At 47.2% G+C, this 17,798-nt stretch carries 17 protein-coding genes; 10 read left to right on the top strand and 7 right to left on the bottom strand.

The window, feature by feature from the left end; all coding sequences use genetic code 11:
• The first annotated feature begins 71 nt into the window (after positions 1–71).
• Genes SPICA_RS10600 through SPICA_RS10620 form a run of 5 tightly spaced genes read left to right on the top strand, consistent with a single transcriptional unit; the run spans position 72 to position 4,430 of the window.
• On the top strand, positions 72–911 hold the full coding sequence (locus SPICA_RS10600) for a transketolase (protein WP_013969500.1): 840 nt from the start codon (positions 72–74) through the stop codon (positions 909–911).
• Positions 911–1,855, top strand: a complete 945-nt coding sequence (locus tag SPICA_RS10605; RefSeq protein ID WP_013969501.1) for a transketolase family protein — start codon at positions 911–913, stop codon at positions 1,853–1,855. Before SPICA_RS10600 ends, SPICA_RS10605 begins: the two co-directional genes overlap by 1 nt.
• A gap of 51 nt (positions 1,856–1,906) precedes the next feature.
• Entirely contained in the window at positions 1,907–2,395 is a 489-nt protein-coding gene (locus SPICA_RS10610) for an RpiB/LacA/LacB family sugar-phosphate isomerase (RefSeq protein ID WP_013969502.1), read from the top strand.
• Positions 2,392–3,654, top strand: coding sequence for an iron-containing alcohol dehydrogenase (locus tag SPICA_RS10615; RefSeq protein WP_013969503.1), 1,263 nt, complete (start codon positions 2,392–2,394; stop codon positions 3,652–3,654). Before SPICA_RS10610 ends, SPICA_RS10615 begins: the two co-directional genes overlap by 4 nt.
• Positions 3,651–4,430, top strand: coding sequence for a sulfite exporter TauE/SafE family protein (locus SPICA_RS10620; protein ID WP_013969504.1), 780 nt, complete (start codon positions 3,651–3,653; stop codon positions 4,428–4,430). The genes SPICA_RS10615 and SPICA_RS10620 overlap by 4 nt, the downstream gene beginning before the upstream one ends.
• Positions 4,431–4,502: 72 nt before the next feature.
• On the opposite strand, the gene SPICA_RS14945 is transcribed toward SPICA_RS10620, so the two are convergent.
• A complete protein-coding gene (locus SPICA_RS14945; protein ID WP_013969505.1) occupies positions 4,503–4,937 on the bottom strand; it encodes an RrF2 family transcriptional regulator in 435 nt (144 codons plus the stop codon).
• Positions 4,934–5,869 (bottom strand): cysteine synthase A, encoded by a 936-nt coding sequence (gene cysK, locus SPICA_RS10630; RefSeq protein WP_013969506.1) that lies wholly within the window; start codon positions 5,867–5,869, stop codon positions 4,934–4,936. Before cysK ends, SPICA_RS14945 begins: the two co-directional genes overlap by 4 nt.
• 214 nt (positions 5,870–6,083) lie before the next feature.
• On the opposite strand from cysK, the gene SPICA_RS10635 reads away from it, so the two are divergent.
• Both SPICA_RS10635 and SPICA_RS14950 read left to right on the top strand, forming a co-directional pair.
• Positions 6,084–7,016 (top strand): phosphatase PAP2 family protein, encoded by a 933-nt coding sequence (locus SPICA_RS10635; RefSeq protein WP_013969507.1) that lies wholly within the window; start codon positions 6,084–6,086, stop codon positions 7,014–7,016.
• Between the two features lie 15 nt (positions 7,017–7,031).
• A complete protein-coding gene (locus SPICA_RS14950; RefSeq protein ID WP_013969508.1) occupies positions 7,032–8,324 on the top strand; it encodes an HD-GYP domain-containing protein in 1,293 nt (430 codons plus the stop codon).
• Positions 8,325–8,617: 293 nt separating this feature from the next.
• Here SPICA_RS14950 and SPICA_RS10645 read toward each other — a convergent pair whose 3' ends face one another.
• Complete coding sequence (locus tag SPICA_RS10645; protein WP_013969509.1) at positions 8,618–9,475, bottom strand: UTP--glucose-1-phosphate uridylyltransferase; 858 nt, start codon at positions 9,473–9,475, stop codon at positions 8,618–8,620.
• Positions 9,476–9,578: 103 nt separating this feature from the next.
• Positions 9,579–10,943: a hypothetical protein gene (locus SPICA_RS10650; protein WP_013969510.1), complete on the bottom strand. Its 1,365-nt coding sequence runs from the start codon at positions 10,941–10,943 to the stop codon at positions 9,579–9,581.
• Positions 10,944–11,061: 118 nt separating this feature from the next.
• Here SPICA_RS10650 and mnmE point away from each other — a divergent pair, with 118 nt between their 5' ends.
• The 3 genes from mnmE (at position 11,062) to SPICA_RS10665 (ending at position 14,853) form a co-directional block, all read left to right on the top strand.
• Complete coding sequence (gene mnmE, locus SPICA_RS10655; RefSeq protein WP_013969511.1) at positions 11,062–12,672, top strand: tRNA uridine-5-carboxymethylaminomethyl(34) synthesis GTPase MnmE; 1,611 nt, start codon at positions 11,062–11,064, stop codon at positions 12,670–12,672.
• Between the two features lie 12 nt (positions 12,673–12,684).
• Positions 12,685–14,535: a tRNA uridine-5-carboxymethylaminomethyl(34) synthesis enzyme MnmG gene (gene mnmG, locus SPICA_RS10660; protein ID WP_013969512.1), complete on the top strand. Its 1,851-nt coding sequence runs from the start codon at positions 12,685–12,687 to the stop codon at positions 14,533–14,535.
• A gap of 87 nt (positions 14,536–14,622) precedes the next feature.
• Positions 14,623–14,853, top strand: coding sequence for a glutaredoxin domain-containing protein (locus tag SPICA_RS10665; RefSeq protein ID WP_013969513.1), 231 nt, complete (start codon positions 14,623–14,625; stop codon positions 14,851–14,853).
• 71 nt (positions 14,854–14,924) lie between these two features.
• Here the strand turns inward: SPICA_RS10665 and SPICA_RS10670 are convergent, their stop codons facing one another.
• The 3 genes from SPICA_RS10670 to SPICA_RS10680 are packed head-to-tail and all read right to left on the bottom strand — an operon-like array spanning position 14,925 to position 17,751.
• A complete protein-coding gene (locus tag SPICA_RS10670) occupies positions 14,925–15,617 on the bottom strand; it encodes a hypothetical protein (protein WP_013969514.1) in 693 nt (230 codons plus the stop codon).
• Positions 15,618–15,647: 30 nt separating this feature from the next.
• Complete coding sequence (locus tag SPICA_RS10675) at positions 15,648–16,922, bottom strand: DUF8086 family protein (protein WP_013969515.1); 1,275 nt, start codon at positions 16,920–16,922, stop codon at positions 15,648–15,650.
• A gap of 25 nt (positions 16,923–16,947) precedes the next feature.
• Positions 16,948–17,751 (bottom strand): hypothetical protein, encoded by an 804-nt coding sequence (locus SPICA_RS10680; RefSeq protein WP_013969516.1) that lies wholly within the window; start codon positions 17,749–17,751, stop codon positions 16,948–16,950.
• Positions 17,752–17,798: the final 47 nt, after the last annotated feature.

The raw sequence follows: 17,798 nt of genomic DNA on the forward strand, positions 1-17,798 counted from the left end.
TTCTGTAAGTAATTACAAACGCCGCACCGAAGCATCGGCGGTTTTCAGCCTTTGTGCAAACAGGAGTTGCTATGACAAACGAAGAACGGGTAGCCATAGAAGCCTTTGCCCGGGAGATACGGATTCACACCATCCGGGCTATTGGAACCTTAGGGGTAGGCCACATTGGGGGCGCCATGTCGATTGTGGAGGTCCTGGCGGTCCTTTACAGCAAACACTTACGGCATGATCCAAAGAATCCCGCATGGCGGGAACGGGACCGGCTCGTGCTTTCCAAGGGACACGCGGGGCCCGCCCTCTATTCGGCCCTGGCCCTGCGGGGATTCTTTCCTTTAGACTGGCTCCTGACACTGAATCAGGGCGGGACCCGCCTGCCGAGCCACTGCGACCGGACCAAAACACCGGGGATTGATATGACCACGGGCTCCCTTGGCCAGGGGCTTTCCGCCGCCTGCGGCATCGCCTACGGAAACCGGCTCGATGGGCTTGAGTCCTACACCTATGCCATCATCGGGGACGGCGAAAGCGACGAAGGGCAAAACTGGGAAGCGGCCATGTTTGCTTCCCACAAAAAGCTGGACCATCTTATCGCCTTTACGGACTACAACAAGATGCAGATCGATGGCTATACCCAGGATATTTTGGACCTGGGGGACATTGAAGGGAAATGGTGGGGCTTTGGCTGGCGAGTTCTGCGGTTGGACGGCCACAACGTAGAAGCCCTGGACTCAGCCATCAGCCTGGCAAAAACGACCAGGGGCCAGCCGGTGATGATCATCATGGATACCATTAAAGGCAAGGGTTGCAGTTTTGCCGAAGGGAACCTGGGAAATCACAACATGAATGTCACGAAGGAACAGATGGAAGCAGCCCTGGCGGCATTGGCCGGGGAAGGCCGGGAGGGAAAATAATGGAAACCAGGGAAATGCGCACCGTGTTTATCAATACACTTATAGAAGCAGGCAAAAAGGATGATCGGATCGTTCTGATTGATGCAGACCTGGGCAAGGCCGGCGCTACGGCGTCCTTTGCCCAAACCTTTCCTGAGCGGCACATCAATGTGGGGGTCGCCGAGGCAAACATGATCGGCGTCTCCGCAGGCCTGGCCAGCGTCGGTAAAATACCGGTAGCCCAGACCTTTGGGTGCTTTGCAAGCCGCCGGGTCTTTGATCAATTTTTTATATCCGTAGCCTATGCCCATCTGCCGGTAAAACTCGTGGGTACCGATCCGGGAATTTCCGCGGCCTTTAACGGGGGAACCCACATGCCCTTTGAAGACCTGGGAACCATGCGGCTCATTCCTGATCTTACGATTGTGGAACCCTCCGATCCGGTTTCCCTTGCAGGGCTCTTACCGGAAGTGCTTGCCCAGCAAAAACCCGCCTACATTCGGCTGTACCGGAAACCTCTGCCGGTCCTGTACAGTGAAGGGGAACCATTCCAAATCGGGAAATGCAAGGTCCTCCGCCAGGGAGGCCCCAATTCGGTACTGCTCATAGCCCTTGGTGGCATTATGGTACAGGAAGCGCTGGAGGCGGCAAAAATCCTGGAAGCCCAGGGCATTTCGGTGACCATTATCGATGTGCTTACTTTAAAGCCCATTGATGCGGAGGGGCTCCTTTCGGCTATGAAGAACGCCCGGGCAGTAATAAGCTGTGAGAATCATCAAATCCATGGCGCCTTAGGCAGTGCGGTGGCGGAGCTCATGGCCGAGTACCGAATATATAAGCCCTTTGGCAGAATTGGTATCCGGGACGAGTTTGGTCAGGTCGGAACAGAGCAATGGCTTAAGGAGCACTTTAAGCTGGACAGCCGCTCTATCGTTGAGGCGGCAACAGGACTGTTACAAAAGTAAGGGAACAGGAATCGTTCATCAATATAAAGAACTTAGTAGAGGAGTATGACTATGGCAGACAAGATTACCCTGGCAATCGCCAGCGACCTTTCGGGATTTCCCCTCGCCCGGGAAATTGTTAAACATCTAAAGGAAAACCATCCGGAGCTTACCGTGATTGATTATGGCATCATGAGTGCCGATAAGCCTGAGCCCTACTTCGTGCAGGCTCCTAAGGTCGCCAAGGCCGTACAGCGGGGAGAGGCCCAGAAGGGGATTCTCATTTGCGGGACCGGTCAGGGCATGGCCATTGTTGCCAACAAGCATAGGGGGGTCTATGCCTGTGTGGTGGATGACATTTTTTCCGGCGAACGGGCAAAGATTATCAACAATGCCAACGTGATTACCCTGGGGGGCTGGATTACGGCGCCCTTCCTGGGTTGCCAAATCGTGGATGCCTGGCTTGCCATGTCCTTTACCCAGAAGATGGAGTTTAAAAAGGACTTTCTCACCAATGCCTTTAACCAGGTGGTTGCCCTGGAGGAAGAGAACTTTAAATGATCGGTGCCATTGCTTCTCCCACGAACATTATTGAGCTACCCCAGTTTACCGCGGCAGCGCTGGATGAGGTGCTGGTCTACAGCACCGGCCTTTCCGGCGCTGGCAACGTCGTCGCCAGTACAAACGACCGCACTGGTGCCGGTGCCGGCCCGGTGCTCTGCATCATCGACCCGCGGCCCTTCCCCCTGCGGGATCGGGTCCTGGCCGATCTGGGCCGCCGCTGGAAGCTCAGCATCATGGACCAGGTGGTACCGAACCCGGCGAGCAAAGATATTATGGCCATGGCGGAAGCAGCCCGCCAGCAGCGGCCTGCGGCGGTGCTCGGCATTGGCGGCGGCTCCACCCTGGATTCTGCCAAGGCGGTGGCCATGCTCCTGGAAAATCCGGGGGATTTGGATGAGTACCTGGGGCCCGATGCATCCCGGAAGCCCCAGAGCCGGTGTATACCTCTGCTCCTCATCCCCACCACCACAGGAACCGGCTCGGAGGTTACCCGATTCGGGGTCTATACCGTCCGGTCGGGCCGGAAGTACACCCTGAACAGCCCGGTCCTGCAGGCTGAGACCGCTCTCCTTTCCCCGGACCTGGTGGCAGACCTCCCCCCAGCCCTGGTGGCCGCCACGGGCTATGATGCCCTGACCCATGCCCTGGAAACCCTCTGGAATAAAAACGCGACCGCCCTTTCTGACCGGCTTGCCCTGGAGGCCGCTGCGGCGGTGCTCCGCAGTCTCGAACCGGCCTGGCGTGCAAGTCAGGGCCAGGGCCCCGCAGCAGCCCTGGCAGAGCTCCAGCAAGCTGCAACCCTGGCAGGCATAGCCTTTAACAAGACGGGCACCGCCGCAATCCATGCCCTTTCTTTTATACTTTCAGAGGAATGGCACCTGAGCCATGGGGCGGCCTGTGCCTTCTTTACCCAAAATATATTCGATATCAACATGCAGGACCCGGCGGTGCGGACGAAGTTTTTAACGCTGGCAAAACGGGTCTATGCAGAAGCAGGCGAGTCCAGCGCTTCACCGCTCTCCGATGAGGGGTACCTCCAGTACCTTCGGGACCGGCTTGTCGCATTAAAGCGGCTCATGGGCCTGCCGGACCGCTTCTCCGACATCCCGGGCTTTACCTTGCCGGGAAATGCCGATGAACAGGAAAAAATCGCCGCCCTCTTTGACAAGGCCCAGAATGATTTTAAGCTGAAAAACAACCCCGTACCCTGTACGCCTGAGCTTGTCCGGAAGCTGGTGCTGGAGAAGTTGCAATGAGCCCCCTCGTTTTTGGCCTGGTGGGCCTTACGGTTCTTATAACCCACGCCCTGGAGGCAATTACCGGCTTCGGCTGCACCGTATTAGCCTTACCCTTTGTAACGGCTCTCGTAGGGGTAAAAACCGGAGTGCCTATACTGGCAAGTCTCGCCTGGCTATTGGCTCTCTATATTGTCATCACCAAATGGAAATTCATCAATTTTAAAGAATTCGCCATCATCGTGTTCTTTGTCGGGCTTGGTCTTCCTTTTGGCATGCTGGCCTTTAAAAACCTCGACGCCCGGATGCTTAAAAAAATCCTGGCGGTGTTCATCACATTGAGCGCAGCCTGGCAGGTATACCGCCGCTTTAAAAGGCCCAACCGGACTAACCCGAACTGCCCCGCCGCCCCGGAAGCGCCCCTGTCCGGAAGCCCCTGGGGCCGCCTGCCCTATTACCTGCTGCTTATTCTGGGCGGCATGGTCCACGGTGCCTTTGCTTCAGGGGGGCCCCTCGTGGTGCTCTATGCCTCAAAAACCCTAACCGACAAGGGCAGTTTTCGGGCGACCCTCTGCCTGCTCTGGACCACCTTAAACACCATACTCCTTATGAACTACCTGCGATCCGGAGTCTTTACGGCCCCCATCATCAGCGGGACCGCCGGGATGCTGCCATTCTTGGTAGCGGGAATCATAGTCGGAGAAAAAATCCATTATAAGGTTGATGGAGAGATCTTCGGTAAGCTTATCTTTCTTGTGCTTTTTGCAACCGGCATCTTTATGCTTTTCCTTGCATGACCAGCAAGCCTAAGGAACACAGTTCAAGGGGCCCCCAGGAGCATGTCGGACTCGGACAAGTCGGACAAACTGCTAGATAACCCAGTCACCAAAACCTGACGCCTGTTGGCCCTGGCGTACCAGGTCCTCCAGGGTGTGAGCCTTGAGGGGGTTAGCAAGGGAGGCCGTAAGGAGGCTCTGCATGACCTTGAGAGAATTGTTCAGAAACTCCTGGGAAGCGAACCCAGAGAGGGGCTCGAACTGGGGAAGTTCCCCCTCTAAGGCCAGTAGTGTTTCGTAAAGAGAAATCGAAGCAGGGTGTCGGGCTAAATAATAGCCCCCCTGGGCTCCTCGACTGGACAGGACCAGTGGGGAAGCGCGGAGGGTGAGCATAATTTGCCCAATATACTTTTCTGTTGTCCCAGTAACCGTGGCTAGTTCTGAGCCTTGTACAGGCGCTCCGCCATAGCGGAGCGCCAGATAGCAGAGGATCTGAAAACCAAACTGGGTTCGGGAGGATACTTTCATAGATCTTGGTACAGCACCGTGGAAAGATATCGTTCTCCCGTATCGGGAAGCAGTACTACAATGCGTTTACCCACATATTCAGACCTCCTGGCTACCTGAGTTGCCGCAAAGGCAGCGGCTCCGCTAGAAATACCGACCAGGACACCTTCGGTTCGTGCAAGCCTGCGGGCGGTACTTACCGCTTCTTCGGTCTTTACCTGGATAATTTCATCGATAATCGAGGTATTTAATACGGGAGGCACAAAGCCTGCTCCAATTCCCTGTATCTTGTGGGGTCCCGGCTTACCGCCAGAGAGGACTGGCGAATCGGCAGGCTCTACCGCAACGATTTTAATGGCCGGATTATGCTGTTTCAGCACTTCCCCAACCCCGGTGATGGTTCCGCCGGTGCCGACCCCAGCCACAAAAACAGCCAGTTCCCCCTCTGTATCCCGTAGTATTTCCTGGGCTGTAGTTTTTCTGTGAATTTCAGGATTTGCTGAATTGGCAAACTGCTGGAGTATCAGGCTGTTCGGAATTTGTGCGTGCAGTTCCTCTGCCTTAGCAATAGCTCCTTTCATACCCTCAGGGCCCGGAGTCAACACAAGTTCGGCCCCCAGCATTTTAAGCAGAGCCCGGCGTTCGAGACTCATGGTCTCGGGCATGGTCAGAATAAGCCGGTAACCCCGGGAAGCGGCAACAAAGGAAAGGGCTATCCCCGTATTGCCGCTGGTGGGTTCAATCAGCACCGTATCGGGCTTAATTAAGCCCTTTTCTTCTGCATCGGCAATCATCGCATAGCCGATACGATCTTTAACACAGCCCAGGGGGTTAAAGGATTCCAATTTTGCTATAAGATGGGCTTGCAATTTTTCCTGATGTCCATAATTCTCCAGTTCTAAAAGTGGAGTATTTCCGATTAAATCGGTGAGTTTCTTTGCAATGTGGGCCATAAGCTCCTCCATTTACTAGTATGGTTATAGTATTACTAAATATTACTTATTTTGTCAAGATAAAAATGATCCATAAAATATTGTTTTTATATACTCAAATGAGGACATCTTTTTTCTATATAAAATCTTCAGAAAAATGCTTGTATTATCACTAATTTCCCATTTTAATACTTAGTAAGAAGTTTCGAGACTCAAAAGGCAGGACAAATTAATTATGGAAAGTATCTATCAAAACATGTACCAATGGGGACTGGATATAATCCGGTTTATTCAGCACTATGAATCCCCTACTCTATCGTTGATGATGAAAATCATCACTAGTCTGGGATCTGAATTGGCCTATCTCGCTGTATTACCCCTTATTTTTTGGTGTATTGATGAAAGACGGGGGCTTCGCCTGGGAACTGCGGTCCTCCTTTCTGCATGGCTTAATGGAACCGTTAAAAATGTGCTGAAACAGCCCCGGCCCTATCAGCTTGATCCATCAGTAGGACGGGCTGTAGAAGACTCGTACGGTATTCCATCAGGTCATGCTCAGAGGTCTCTCACCTTTTGGGGAATTATTGGTGGATGGATTCGCCAGCCCTTGGGGCTGATTCTTGCTGTTGCCCTTCCGCTGCTCATCAGTTTTAGTAGACTCTACCTTGGTGTTCACTTCCCAACCGACCTGTTTGCTGGCTGGATTCTTGCCCTCAGTATTCTAGGTACCTATTACTTGGGGTCAGAGAGTATTGAAAAAATTTTTAATACCCTGAATATCCGATTTAAAATCCTGACGGTAGCTCTTATTGCTTTTATCATGAATGGACTGAATCCTCAAGATACCAGTATGGGGGGCGCCTTTTTCGGTATAACAACTGGTTATTTCGTTATGATAGAATACTTTGCCTTTTCAGCCCGCCATAACGCCCGGGGAAAGTCACCTCGGTTTCGGGAATTGTTTTTGCGCTACTTGATAGGCATGACCGGTGCAGGTATCATATATGTTAGTCTTAAACAGGTATTTCCCGGAGAAAGTTCCCCCTGGTATGCGATGGGACGTTTTATTCGCTATGGGCTATTGGGATTCTGGACTTCCGCCGGTGCCCCCTGGGTATTTTTAGGGCTCAAACTTGCAGGTTCAGAAAGTACTGTTGTAAATCAATAACAAATGTGAAACAATATGATGAATAATAACTACCGGAATCGATATTATCGATTATTAGCAAAATATAAATACGTTGTACAGTATACAAAAAAAGCTAAAACACTTATTATTCGCCTGCATAATAGTTATGTTAGGCTAAAACAGCATTATTTTAAAACACTACAAAAAGCTGCATATAATACTAAAACTTTACTTGAACAGTCTATTAAAGAAAAATATCCCCTCATACTCGATCACCGGCGGCGCGTTGTTTATATTTCAGGAAAACTGCTTGATGCGATGGAAATGACAAAAGAAGAATTCTCTTCATCATTTTATATTGATTTGCTTTTTGAAAAATATCTACCCAGTAATTTTACTACTACTGATGAACAAACAATTCCAGAATTCCATTTTCCCATTATGTTACAGGACATGTCATCCCTCGGAATGATCACCGAGCAAACAACCTCTGTTTCAGACCTTCAGCTCCATCCATTTCTCCATCTTGGTATCAGTGGTAAACGGGTTTATAACAAGCAAAAAAAACTTTTTTACTATTTTTTATCAACCCGTGATATGAGCGCAGAAATAGAATTATTGTATTATCAAAAAAGTGATTTTTTCATCGAAACGCTCTCAGCTACCAATATGCAACTGCTCCATGCACAAAAAACGATAGAAGCCCATAAAATGATGCTTATTTCTCTAGTCTGTTCACTTGTAGAAGAACACAATAAGGAAACATCCCAACACTTACAAAACATTAGGATTATTACTACGTATATGATCGAAGAAATATACCGTTTAAAATTGATAACGAAAGCACCTTATGAAACATTTCAATATTTAAAGGATATTGCCTATACATCGGTACTACATGACATAGGTAAAGTACATATTAAAAAGGAATTAATTGAGAAAAGAGGTGACCTTACTGAAATAGAATTTAAAGAAATGCAGAATCATACAAAAGCAGGAGCAGCATATATTAAAAAAATCATCCTTCTGTTTCAGAATGATCCATCCTTTTCTAGTTATATTAATTTTTTAAAAATTCCCTATGATGTTTGCTTATATCACCACGAGCGGTGGGATGGGAAAGGTTATCCCATGAAACTTGCAGGAACAGCTATTCCCCTCCCTGCTCGTATTATCGCCATCGCTGATGCCTATGACGCTATGAGAGCATCCCGCTCCTACAACATTCCCCGGAGTCATGATGAAGCGGTTACAGAAATCCGCAATTGTAGCGGAACACGATTTGATCCTACCCTGGTACAGGTTTTTTTAAATATTGAACGAAAACTCGAAGCAATTTCTTATTAGGATACATCTATCAAATTGCGAACTTGATTCTATACTATCCAAACGAAGAAGCTTATTACGGTTACAACAAGATAGGATTTCTTATCTTGTAGAGAATAGAACTGTTATTAAGGATATAAATTACCGTACAGATAGGTACATTGCCTCAGACATTTAAAATTTATAATACAACAATGCTTCGATATCAAATAAAACGAGAAGCTGTTTTAAGAATCTGTCGCCTGAGACAATGACTCGGCCTATTTATCTCTCTGATATTGTCATTGTATTAAACATAACAATATTTAAAGATTCTAACTTTTAACAATACTCCCTTTCCGTTCAGTCATATAAGAATCGAGGACCTTCCGAAGAGAAGGTACCGTATCGGCATAGCGGAGGATAGCATCCAGATAGCCTTCAGGCTCACCCGTATCAAGCCGCTGACCGGAAAGTCGGCGGTACACCACCTTCCCTTCATTCATCAATTTATTGAGCGCATAGATATGATAGTACTCGCCACCCTCATGCCGTTCCCAGCCTTCTGCCAGATAATGAAAGAACTCTGGGGTGTATAAGTAACGGCCTATAGACACTTCATGACTTGGTTCTGTGCCCCGGCTGGGTTTTTCCACAATAGCCCGTACATGCTTACCGTCAGCGGCTATATCTAAAACGCCATAACGACTCACATCTCCCGGCTCATAAACGCTCGCCATTACAGAACAGCCAGTTTCACGCCAGCTAGCCATAAGCTGAGCCGCCAGGGGAGGCTCACCGATATGAAGGTCATCAGGATAGGCAACGACACAGGCATCGTTTCCAACGAGCTCCTTGACTTGCAGCAGAGCGTGTCCGGTGCCCAGCATCCGCTGCTGCCGGACAAAGGCAAAACGGACATTTACCGGTGGTTTAATCCGTTCCAGCCGGTCAAGTTTACCTTCTTTTTCGAACACCGATTCCAGTTCAATTTCCCGATCAAAATAGTCTTCCAGAACCTTTTTTCTCCGTGAACTGATAATGATAATATCTTCGATACCAGACTTTACAAATTCATCAACAATAAAGGCTATAGACGGTACATTAACTACCGGCAACATTTCCTTTGGTATAGTTTTGGTGACCGGTAAAAAGCGTGTCCCATAACCTGCAGCAACAATAATTCCTTTCATGTTGCCTATACTATCAAGACAGGAAAGCCTATGCAAGATTTCATGGCTATAAAAAGCTGCCCAGTTTTAAAAACTGGGCAGCTATCATCAATATATACGTAAATTACATTTTAAAGGCCACACCCGCGGCGATTCCATAACCACCATAGCTCTGGAAAGGACCGCCAAGGTTATCACCCATTCCCCAAAGATAATCCATTCCATAATTGGTAAAGATTCTCATATCTCGGTTAATAAGATAACTAATACCAATATTTAGCTTAACCCCAAAGTGTGTAAGCCATGGATCATCACTTTCAGAATAATTTTTTTCTATAAGCCGAATTATCGCATTACTCGCTCCTGCAACAGCTGCGGTTCCGGTTAGGGCAAACCGTCTTACAAACAGATTATATTCTGCTCCCAGATAACCTATAACTGGCAACCAAAGGGCGGTATCAAAATTAATCTGCACACCACCAATTGGTCGTACATTATACCAACCACGACTGAGTGCAAATTTAGCCCCCGCAGCAAGAGTTCCTTCAGTGGACTTTATTTCATCCCTATTATCTAAATCCCATCCTTGGACAGATTCGAAATATGTTATGTAATAAAGATAAGGTTCTACATCTACACCAAGCCGTGGTACTTCACGTAACTGAGCTCCAGCCTTAAGGGAAGATCCAGCATATCGTACCGCAGCAGTACTAATTTGAGGCCCCACATCCTTAATCACGAGGAGGCCTTCTTCCCGTTCATCAACGAGACCGCCAATAGAATCGCGTTTAACTACCACATACTCATCTCCCACCTTCACTCCCATATCAGTACCAAACTGCATCTTTGCCTCAAAGATATTAGCCTGCAACACTTGGGTTCGAAGGGTAAAAGCTGGGATCTTTCGAACCTCATAGGTTAGTTGGAAGGGTATGGAATTTATAGCCAGTGCGATAGCCTTTGTTTGGGATTCCTTTGAACTACCTGTGGTTTCGATGTTAGCCATACCAATGGTAGTCCCCTCTGCTACATTTAGAAAGGCCACTGATGTCTTGATTCGGGCTTCATATTCATTTTTAGGTTTTTCAACTTGAAAATCTACGATGGTTGGGATCACCACTACAAAAGCTCCATAAAGTTTTTTAAGGAGCCCTTCGGTTAACTGAACATCTCCAAATTTAACCTCATCGGGAAGAGGGGTATTGTTCTGCTTTGCGGTTTGTATCAAATTGATGAAATCCTGTACATCCTTGGAAGAAAATCGTTCAGTCTGTCCCAATACATTAAAACGACCAAGATTAATAAAAACCCCCTGAATCTCTGCATCCACATTAGCGAGGACCTCAAGGGGAATGTTATACCCATAATACCCAAGAGCAAAAACCGCCACATCCTGTTTTTTACTGATTTCTGCCTGCTGAGCTGATAAAAACGAGGCTCCAAACAATAAACCTATGAACAAGGTAATAAAATATTGCTTGCTTCTCATGTATTCCTCCTTAACGATGTGTCACATATATACTTTGATTGAAGTATAGCGCAGTAATTTGGTTCGTCAAGCTTAGCTTGTATTTTCATAGAATTTTCGCTATGCTCCGTTAATACTTATGAACCGTCCATCCTATGGCAGCAATGACCCAATCGCTGCCCATGCAACTCCTCTCGCAGAAAGCGCTTTAGCAGTTATCCGTACTGCTGGACCAGGCTGTATTGACCTCTTGGCAAATCTATTTTCCCGGCCAAAAGCCCTTTTAAGTGCTCCAGGAAATACAATAGTCCATGGCTGGATACAAAATAGCCAGGGTGAAAAGATTGATGAGGTACTTCTTTCGGTTTTCCGCAGTCCACGAAGCTATACTGGCGAAGATGCGGTAGATATCTCATGCCATGGTGGTATCGCCATTGCCCGTTCAATTCTCCAAAGTCTCTTTGATGGTGGTTTTCGCCAGGCCTTGCCCGGTGAATTTACCTTCCGTGCCTTTATGAATGGGAAATTGGATCTGACCCGTTCCGAATCGGTGGTTGAATTAATAGAAGCGAAAACCGATGAAAGCCGCCGCCACGCTCTGGGCCGTCTTTCTGGAGTTTTAGAAACTGAAATTCGTGCAATTAAAGAAGCGCTGGTCCATGCTTTGGCTGCAACAGAGCTTTTTCTGGATTACTCTGAAGATGATGGTGTTTCAGGTATTGCTGAGGATGGGCTTGTTCTTAATGATCAATCAGGAACAAAGCTTCCAGCAGCTATAGCAGAGGCTGCAGGGATCATGCCGGACCGGCTCCGAGTAGAACAAGCATTGAAAGACCTGGAAGCTCTTGCAGCAACCTACCGTATTGAAAAATTGTATCGGGATGGAGCCCTGGTAGCAATAGCAGGCCGCCCCAATGCGGGTAAATCAAGCCTTTTCAACCGCCTTATAAAGGAAGAACGCTCCATAGTGACTGACATCCCCGGCACCACTCGGGACTATATAGAAGCATGGATTTCTTTGGAGGGCATTCCTGTAAGACTCGTTGATACGGCAGGTCTTCGCCAGGCAGAAGATCCTATTGAACAAATTGGGGTGGAACGAAGTAAAAGCATAGTACAGGCAGCGGACCTCATCCTTTTCATAATAGATGGGAAAACAGGCTTTCAAGATTCAGACTGGCACCTACTCAAAGAATATCAGGGAAGAGAACTGTGGAAAGACCGTCAGATTCCCCCTATCCTTGTGATCTGGAATAAATCTGATATAGCTCCCTATCATACAATAGAAACCGCTGGTTTCCAACAGCTTTCGATTGCCGGAGTATTTACAGAATTCCATTCTTTTCCAGCAAATCCACCGATCCTTGCGGTGAGCGCTAAAACAGGTTTTGGTATACCTGAACTCGCTCTTGCAATGAGGACTATCCTTGAAGGAGGACCGGGATCTATCATTAGCGAAGGGGTAAATATGTCCGATGCAAAAAGTGTGTCGGGACATTCCTCTGCAACACCGTGGGCTTACCCTGGGAAAGTATCCGTCGGTATTGCCTCTGAACGGCAAAAAGCTCTGGTTGATCAGGCTATAGCATCCCTTAAGGAAGCCCTCTATCTTGCAGACCATCATGCTCCCTTGGATTTGATAGCCCCGGAACTTAGAGAAGCGGTGGAATCCTTGGGTGAAATTACCGGTGAAGTTACCACCGCTGAAATTCTCGAAACCATGTTCAGCCGATTCTGTGTCGGTAAATAGGATAATCAATCTATGGATTATGATGTAATTGTCGTAGGTGGTGGGCATGCAGGAATCGAAGCATCCCTCGCCAGTGCTCGTTTGGGATTAAAAACCCTACTTATCACGCAAAATCCCGATAAAATTGGGGCCTTATCCTGTAATCCAGCCATCGGCGGTCTTTCAAAGGGCAACCTTGTTCGCGAGGTAGATGCTCTTGGAGGCCAGATGGCAAAACTCATCGATGCAACCCTCATTCAGTACCGAGTATTGAACCGGTCCCGGGGACCTGCGGTCCAAGCCCCTCGGGCTCAAGCTGATAAATGGCGCTACCAGGCTGTAGCCCGTTCTGCAGTAGAACAACAAAAAAACCTTCATATATTCATGGATACCGTAGTTGACCTCATCGTATCAGAGGATGAACAGCATCTTGAAGGTGTTATCACCGAGCGGGGCCACCGGATCGGATGTAGGGCAGCCATTCTGGCCACCGGAACTTTTATGGAAGGTAAAATTTTTATCGGCGAATATGACGCTCCTATGGGTCGCCTTGGTGAGGGTGCCGCTATTGGACTTGGTACCAGTCTACGACGCCGGGGCTTTCCGGTGGGACGCCTAAAAACCGGAACCCCAGCCCGAATTGCCGGTGAAACCATTGACTATTCCAGATTGGAACGACAAGACGGAGAGGAAGCTATCCCCTTTACCTTTGATATAGAAGCAGATAGCCGCTTAGATCGTCCCTCAGTTCCCTGCTGGATTACCTACACAACCGAAAAAACTCACGAAATTATCCGAAACAACATACACCGTTCACCCCTTTATGGGGGAAAAATCATCGGTGTAGGCCCCCGATATTGTCCATCCTTAGAAGATAAGGTAGTTCGATTCCCCGACCGAGAACGGCACCATATTTTCATAGAACCGGAAAGCCTCGAAACCAACGAGATGTATCTTAACGGCGCTTCTAGTTCCTTACCAGAGGATGTACAGGTGGCATTTATCCATAGCCTCCCCGGCCTCGAAGAAGCCCGTATTGTCCGACCTGCCTATGCGGTGGAATATGATTACCTGGACCCTCAGGATCTATACCCATCTCTTGAATCGAAACGGCTTTCAGGCCTTTTCGTAGCAGGCCAGACTAACGGAAGTTCTGGATATGAAGAAGCGGCGGCCCAGGGCATCGTGGCGGGTATCAATGCAGCCATGAAATTACTCGGCAAAGAGCCGCTCATCTTAGAACGGTCCGAAGCGTATATCGGCGTACTTATCGATGATTTGACGACCCTGGGAACCAAGGAGCCGTACCGGATGTTCACGAGCCGGGCGGAGCATCGGCTCATGCTCCGCCACGATACAGCCGATGCTCGGCTGACGCCCAAAGGGCGTGCCCTGGGCCTTGTGGATGACCAGCGTTGGGAACGGTTCCAGAAAAAGGTTCAGACCCTTGATGAAATTACCGAATTGCTTCGTTCCCGGAAGATAAGTACCGATCTAGAGCATGTACTTACTCCCCATATTGGAGAATCCCTAGAACGGGCTCTAACCAATTCCCAGGTCCAACTTGAACATATAAAACCCTTTGCTCCTGAATTAGACCATTACCCACGAGAGTGGGTAGAGCGGGTCAGCTTGGACATTAAATATGCAGGCTATATAGAAAAGGAGCGCCGAGCTGCCGCCCGTACTGCCAAGATGGAAGCCATGAAACTCCCAACAAACCTGGACTACCGATCTATCCTCGGACTCTCTGCAGAGGCAAAGGAAAAATTAATAAAAATTAAACCATTAACCATAGGCCAAGCAAGCCGCATCAACGGAGTTCGTCAGGGAGATATTGCGGTCCTCATCATGACAGCAAAACGGTACTCTGAAGAAAACTAATGCCACATGACCTCTTGACTTATTTTTATATATATTATAAATTATATGTATAAGAATATCGATACAAGAACATATTAGGAGGTAATTATGGCTGTTAATGTATATTCAACTCAGAGTTGTCCCTATTGTACTATGGTAAAAAATTACCTACGCCAGAAAGGTGTTCCCTTTACTGACTATGATGTAGGCCGGGATCAGCGACGAGCCGAGGAAATGGTCCGTAAATCAGGTCAAATGGGAGTACCCGTGGTAGATATTAATGGGAAAATAATTATAGGTTTTAATAAAGCGGAGATAGATCGAGCTCTCAATCGCTAAATCTAGGCTGATAAACTTAAACTGATAAACTTGGGCAATAAAATTAGAACTACCAATCCAGGATACATACTTTAGAAAGAAATCCGAATACCTAGACTATAGCGCCAGCCTTCAGCGGCTGGTGCTTTATCTCCAGACCAGAGCCGGTAAAGAGGATACCAGATTCTACCATCTAAGCCGAGCCAAAATCGTCCAACCTTAATAAAATCAATACCGAAACCAGTCATAGGAAAAAACCAACGGCCATTTGACCAAAAATACCCAGCAACTTCAGCGGTCTGTTGGGAAGCATCCTCTAAATCATCTCCCTCTAAGCCATCTGCAATAAGACAAAGCCTGGCATCTATAGCAAGACCTGCGGAAAAACGTAGACGAATTCCAATAGGTGTGAACTTAGAAATCAACATACGATAAGAACCAAAGAAGGTCAGTACATTTCCTATAACAAGGGATGAACGATTTTCTATAGCCACTGGGATTGCCCGATCTAAGGCTGTGCTATAACCATAACAGGTTGAATAGAGATCATAGCTTGCTCCAAAAGCAAAGGGAGGAGCTAAGGGATATTCAAGAACAAGACCAGCGCTAGGAAGAATTGGCATGGGATCCCCTTCGAGGCCATTATCTTCTAGTATAAAAAACATAGAACCATTAACAGCCCAGTCCCAAGCGGTAGTTGAACAAGGGATGAAAAACATGAAAAGAGAAGCAATTAAAACGACGAAAGCCTCATTATTAGGCCGTCCAGTTTGTTCTTGCACCATACTCTCAATATAGCCCAAACCTGCATAGATTTACAGTGGGACGATGAGAAAACCCGCAGCACCTACGGCAAAACTTTCCTGTTCTTCCCAGCTTGCAATAATCCAGTGTGGAAGCATTACAATACCGGTATATACAAACCCCTCTGCTAGAGGTGGTAATGCAAAGGGTTCCACCTTTGATCGTCGAATAACGCCCCTGCCATCGGGAAGTATTACAACAGCTCTTGTTTCATCTGAGAAACCATAAAAGGTAATTATTTCATTTTCACCACTAACAAGAAATGCCTGATTTTTAATTGTTGGATCAGCAATAAATTGTTCATGAGTTGCCTGTTCCGGTTGGAGTAACTGTAGAATTGGGAAGTGGATCCTCCGCTTTGAATCCGTAAAAGATTGCATGAGACCTTGTACTATGGTTGGCATATCGGTGAACGGCTGTGGATTAAGAGCTGTTTGGTATGTTCCCCTATCGATATGGTTACTTTCATGTGTAAAATTGGAAAAAGAACGATATTGTTTCAGTGACGTACTATTCACTTCCTGAATTGCCTGTCCAGATGTACCAAATCGGGTTGTTTTAATATACCAAAGACCATCGGCACCCCTATTCAGAGCTTCGATATTGGTACCAATAGGACCAAAAGCCAGGGGGCGTGCCCCTTTAAGGGAACAATCGTTCAGGTCCAACGCAACAAATGGCTCAGCTGGGACAAGGGAAGAAGCTTCAGCAATAGAACCAGTGGTAATATCAATAAAATAAGGATCTCTGGCGATCAGCATTGTTGGCATAGAAGGGCCTTGATCAAGTCCCAATTCAGATCGGGGGATCAGTACAATTGCTAGGGCAGAACAAGATGTAAATCTAGTTTCATCGGCAATTCGATAGACAATTAAGGTTCTCTCAGATTTGTCTTGTTCTATAGTTTTGTCATTAATATTTGTCCCATTAGAGACTGTTCCCAAGGAAGACTCATCAAAAAGCAAGAACCCATCCCGATTAACACCAGCTATAACTGATGAACCAGATGCAACAAAACCAATAAGTCTGGGCGCAGTAGTCCATGGAGCAAAGGGCACTACCTGTGAATTGGAGGGATCCGAGATCGATCTGTAACCCTCATGAGTCACCTCATACCAATGAGGTAAAGGAGTATCATCTTGCACTTCGGCATATGATAAGGAAATAATCGGTTCAGGACGTAATGCTGCTGGGATGACTAATTTTACGTTCCCTTTAGAACAACAGGTTAGTAAAGCTACAAAAACGACTAACCAATTAATAACCCAACAACGATGTACAACCATGGAGTACTCCTACTATTAGAAAGTATCAGGGATCATGAAACCCAGAAATATAGGCTATCCCATCCCATGAATAGGCTATTATACCATGGGCCGATAAAATAGTATTCACAGAGGCAGTAGTTTCAAGGGTAATTTTCAATTCTTCAGACGCTCGACCCTCGAGAAGATATGGTATAAACGGAGAGTCAGCAACCCACGGACCTACATCCGGTAAGGTAACAAATAAAGGTTTTGTTGGTTGTGACACAAGACGCCGGCTATCAAAACCAGAAAGCCTCGTCTTTGTAGCTACCAAAGCCCAATCTACACACCAGGGATCAGCAAGAACTGCTAAAGGAAGTTTTTTTTCAGAAAAAAGCTTACGGAACCGCGGCCAATTAAATGTATCTGGATCATATTTTGCATTACCAGGGCTGGTTTTCAACAAATAAAACAAGGTTGCTTCTATCCCACCCATCCAGGTAAGTCTGCAACGATTTTGTTGTACATCCAGAGGTAAAAGGGCACCTGCAGGGCGAGTACGGTGAGGCGTAATGCCCAATTGAGGCCAATAGGGCCAGGCCAAAATTGGTCCAGGTTGATGAATACTAAGTGAGACCTCAGTCGTTATAACCCCAAGTGGCACATCCATACTGCTGATATGCCCCTGTTCACTAAGCCACTCCAACCGCCATGCAGGGCTACCTAGTACATCATTCCATTCATGAGGGATCTCAGGCAATTCAAATATATACACTTTAGTATCAACCCAAAAGAGATCTGCAGTAAATTGACAAGCAGATAAAGGCATTAAAACTATATAGATTAGATATGCACGAAACTTTTTCATATTCTTATTACAATAGGGTAGCTTTGGATTGCTTTAATCGCCAAAAT

Origin of the sequence: Gracilinema caldarium DSM 7334, from assembly GCF_000219725.1 — a bacterium.
In the GTDB taxonomy this organism is placed as follows: Bacteria; Spirochaetota; Spirochaetia; order Treponematales; family Breznakiellaceae; genus Gracilinema; species Gracilinema caldarium.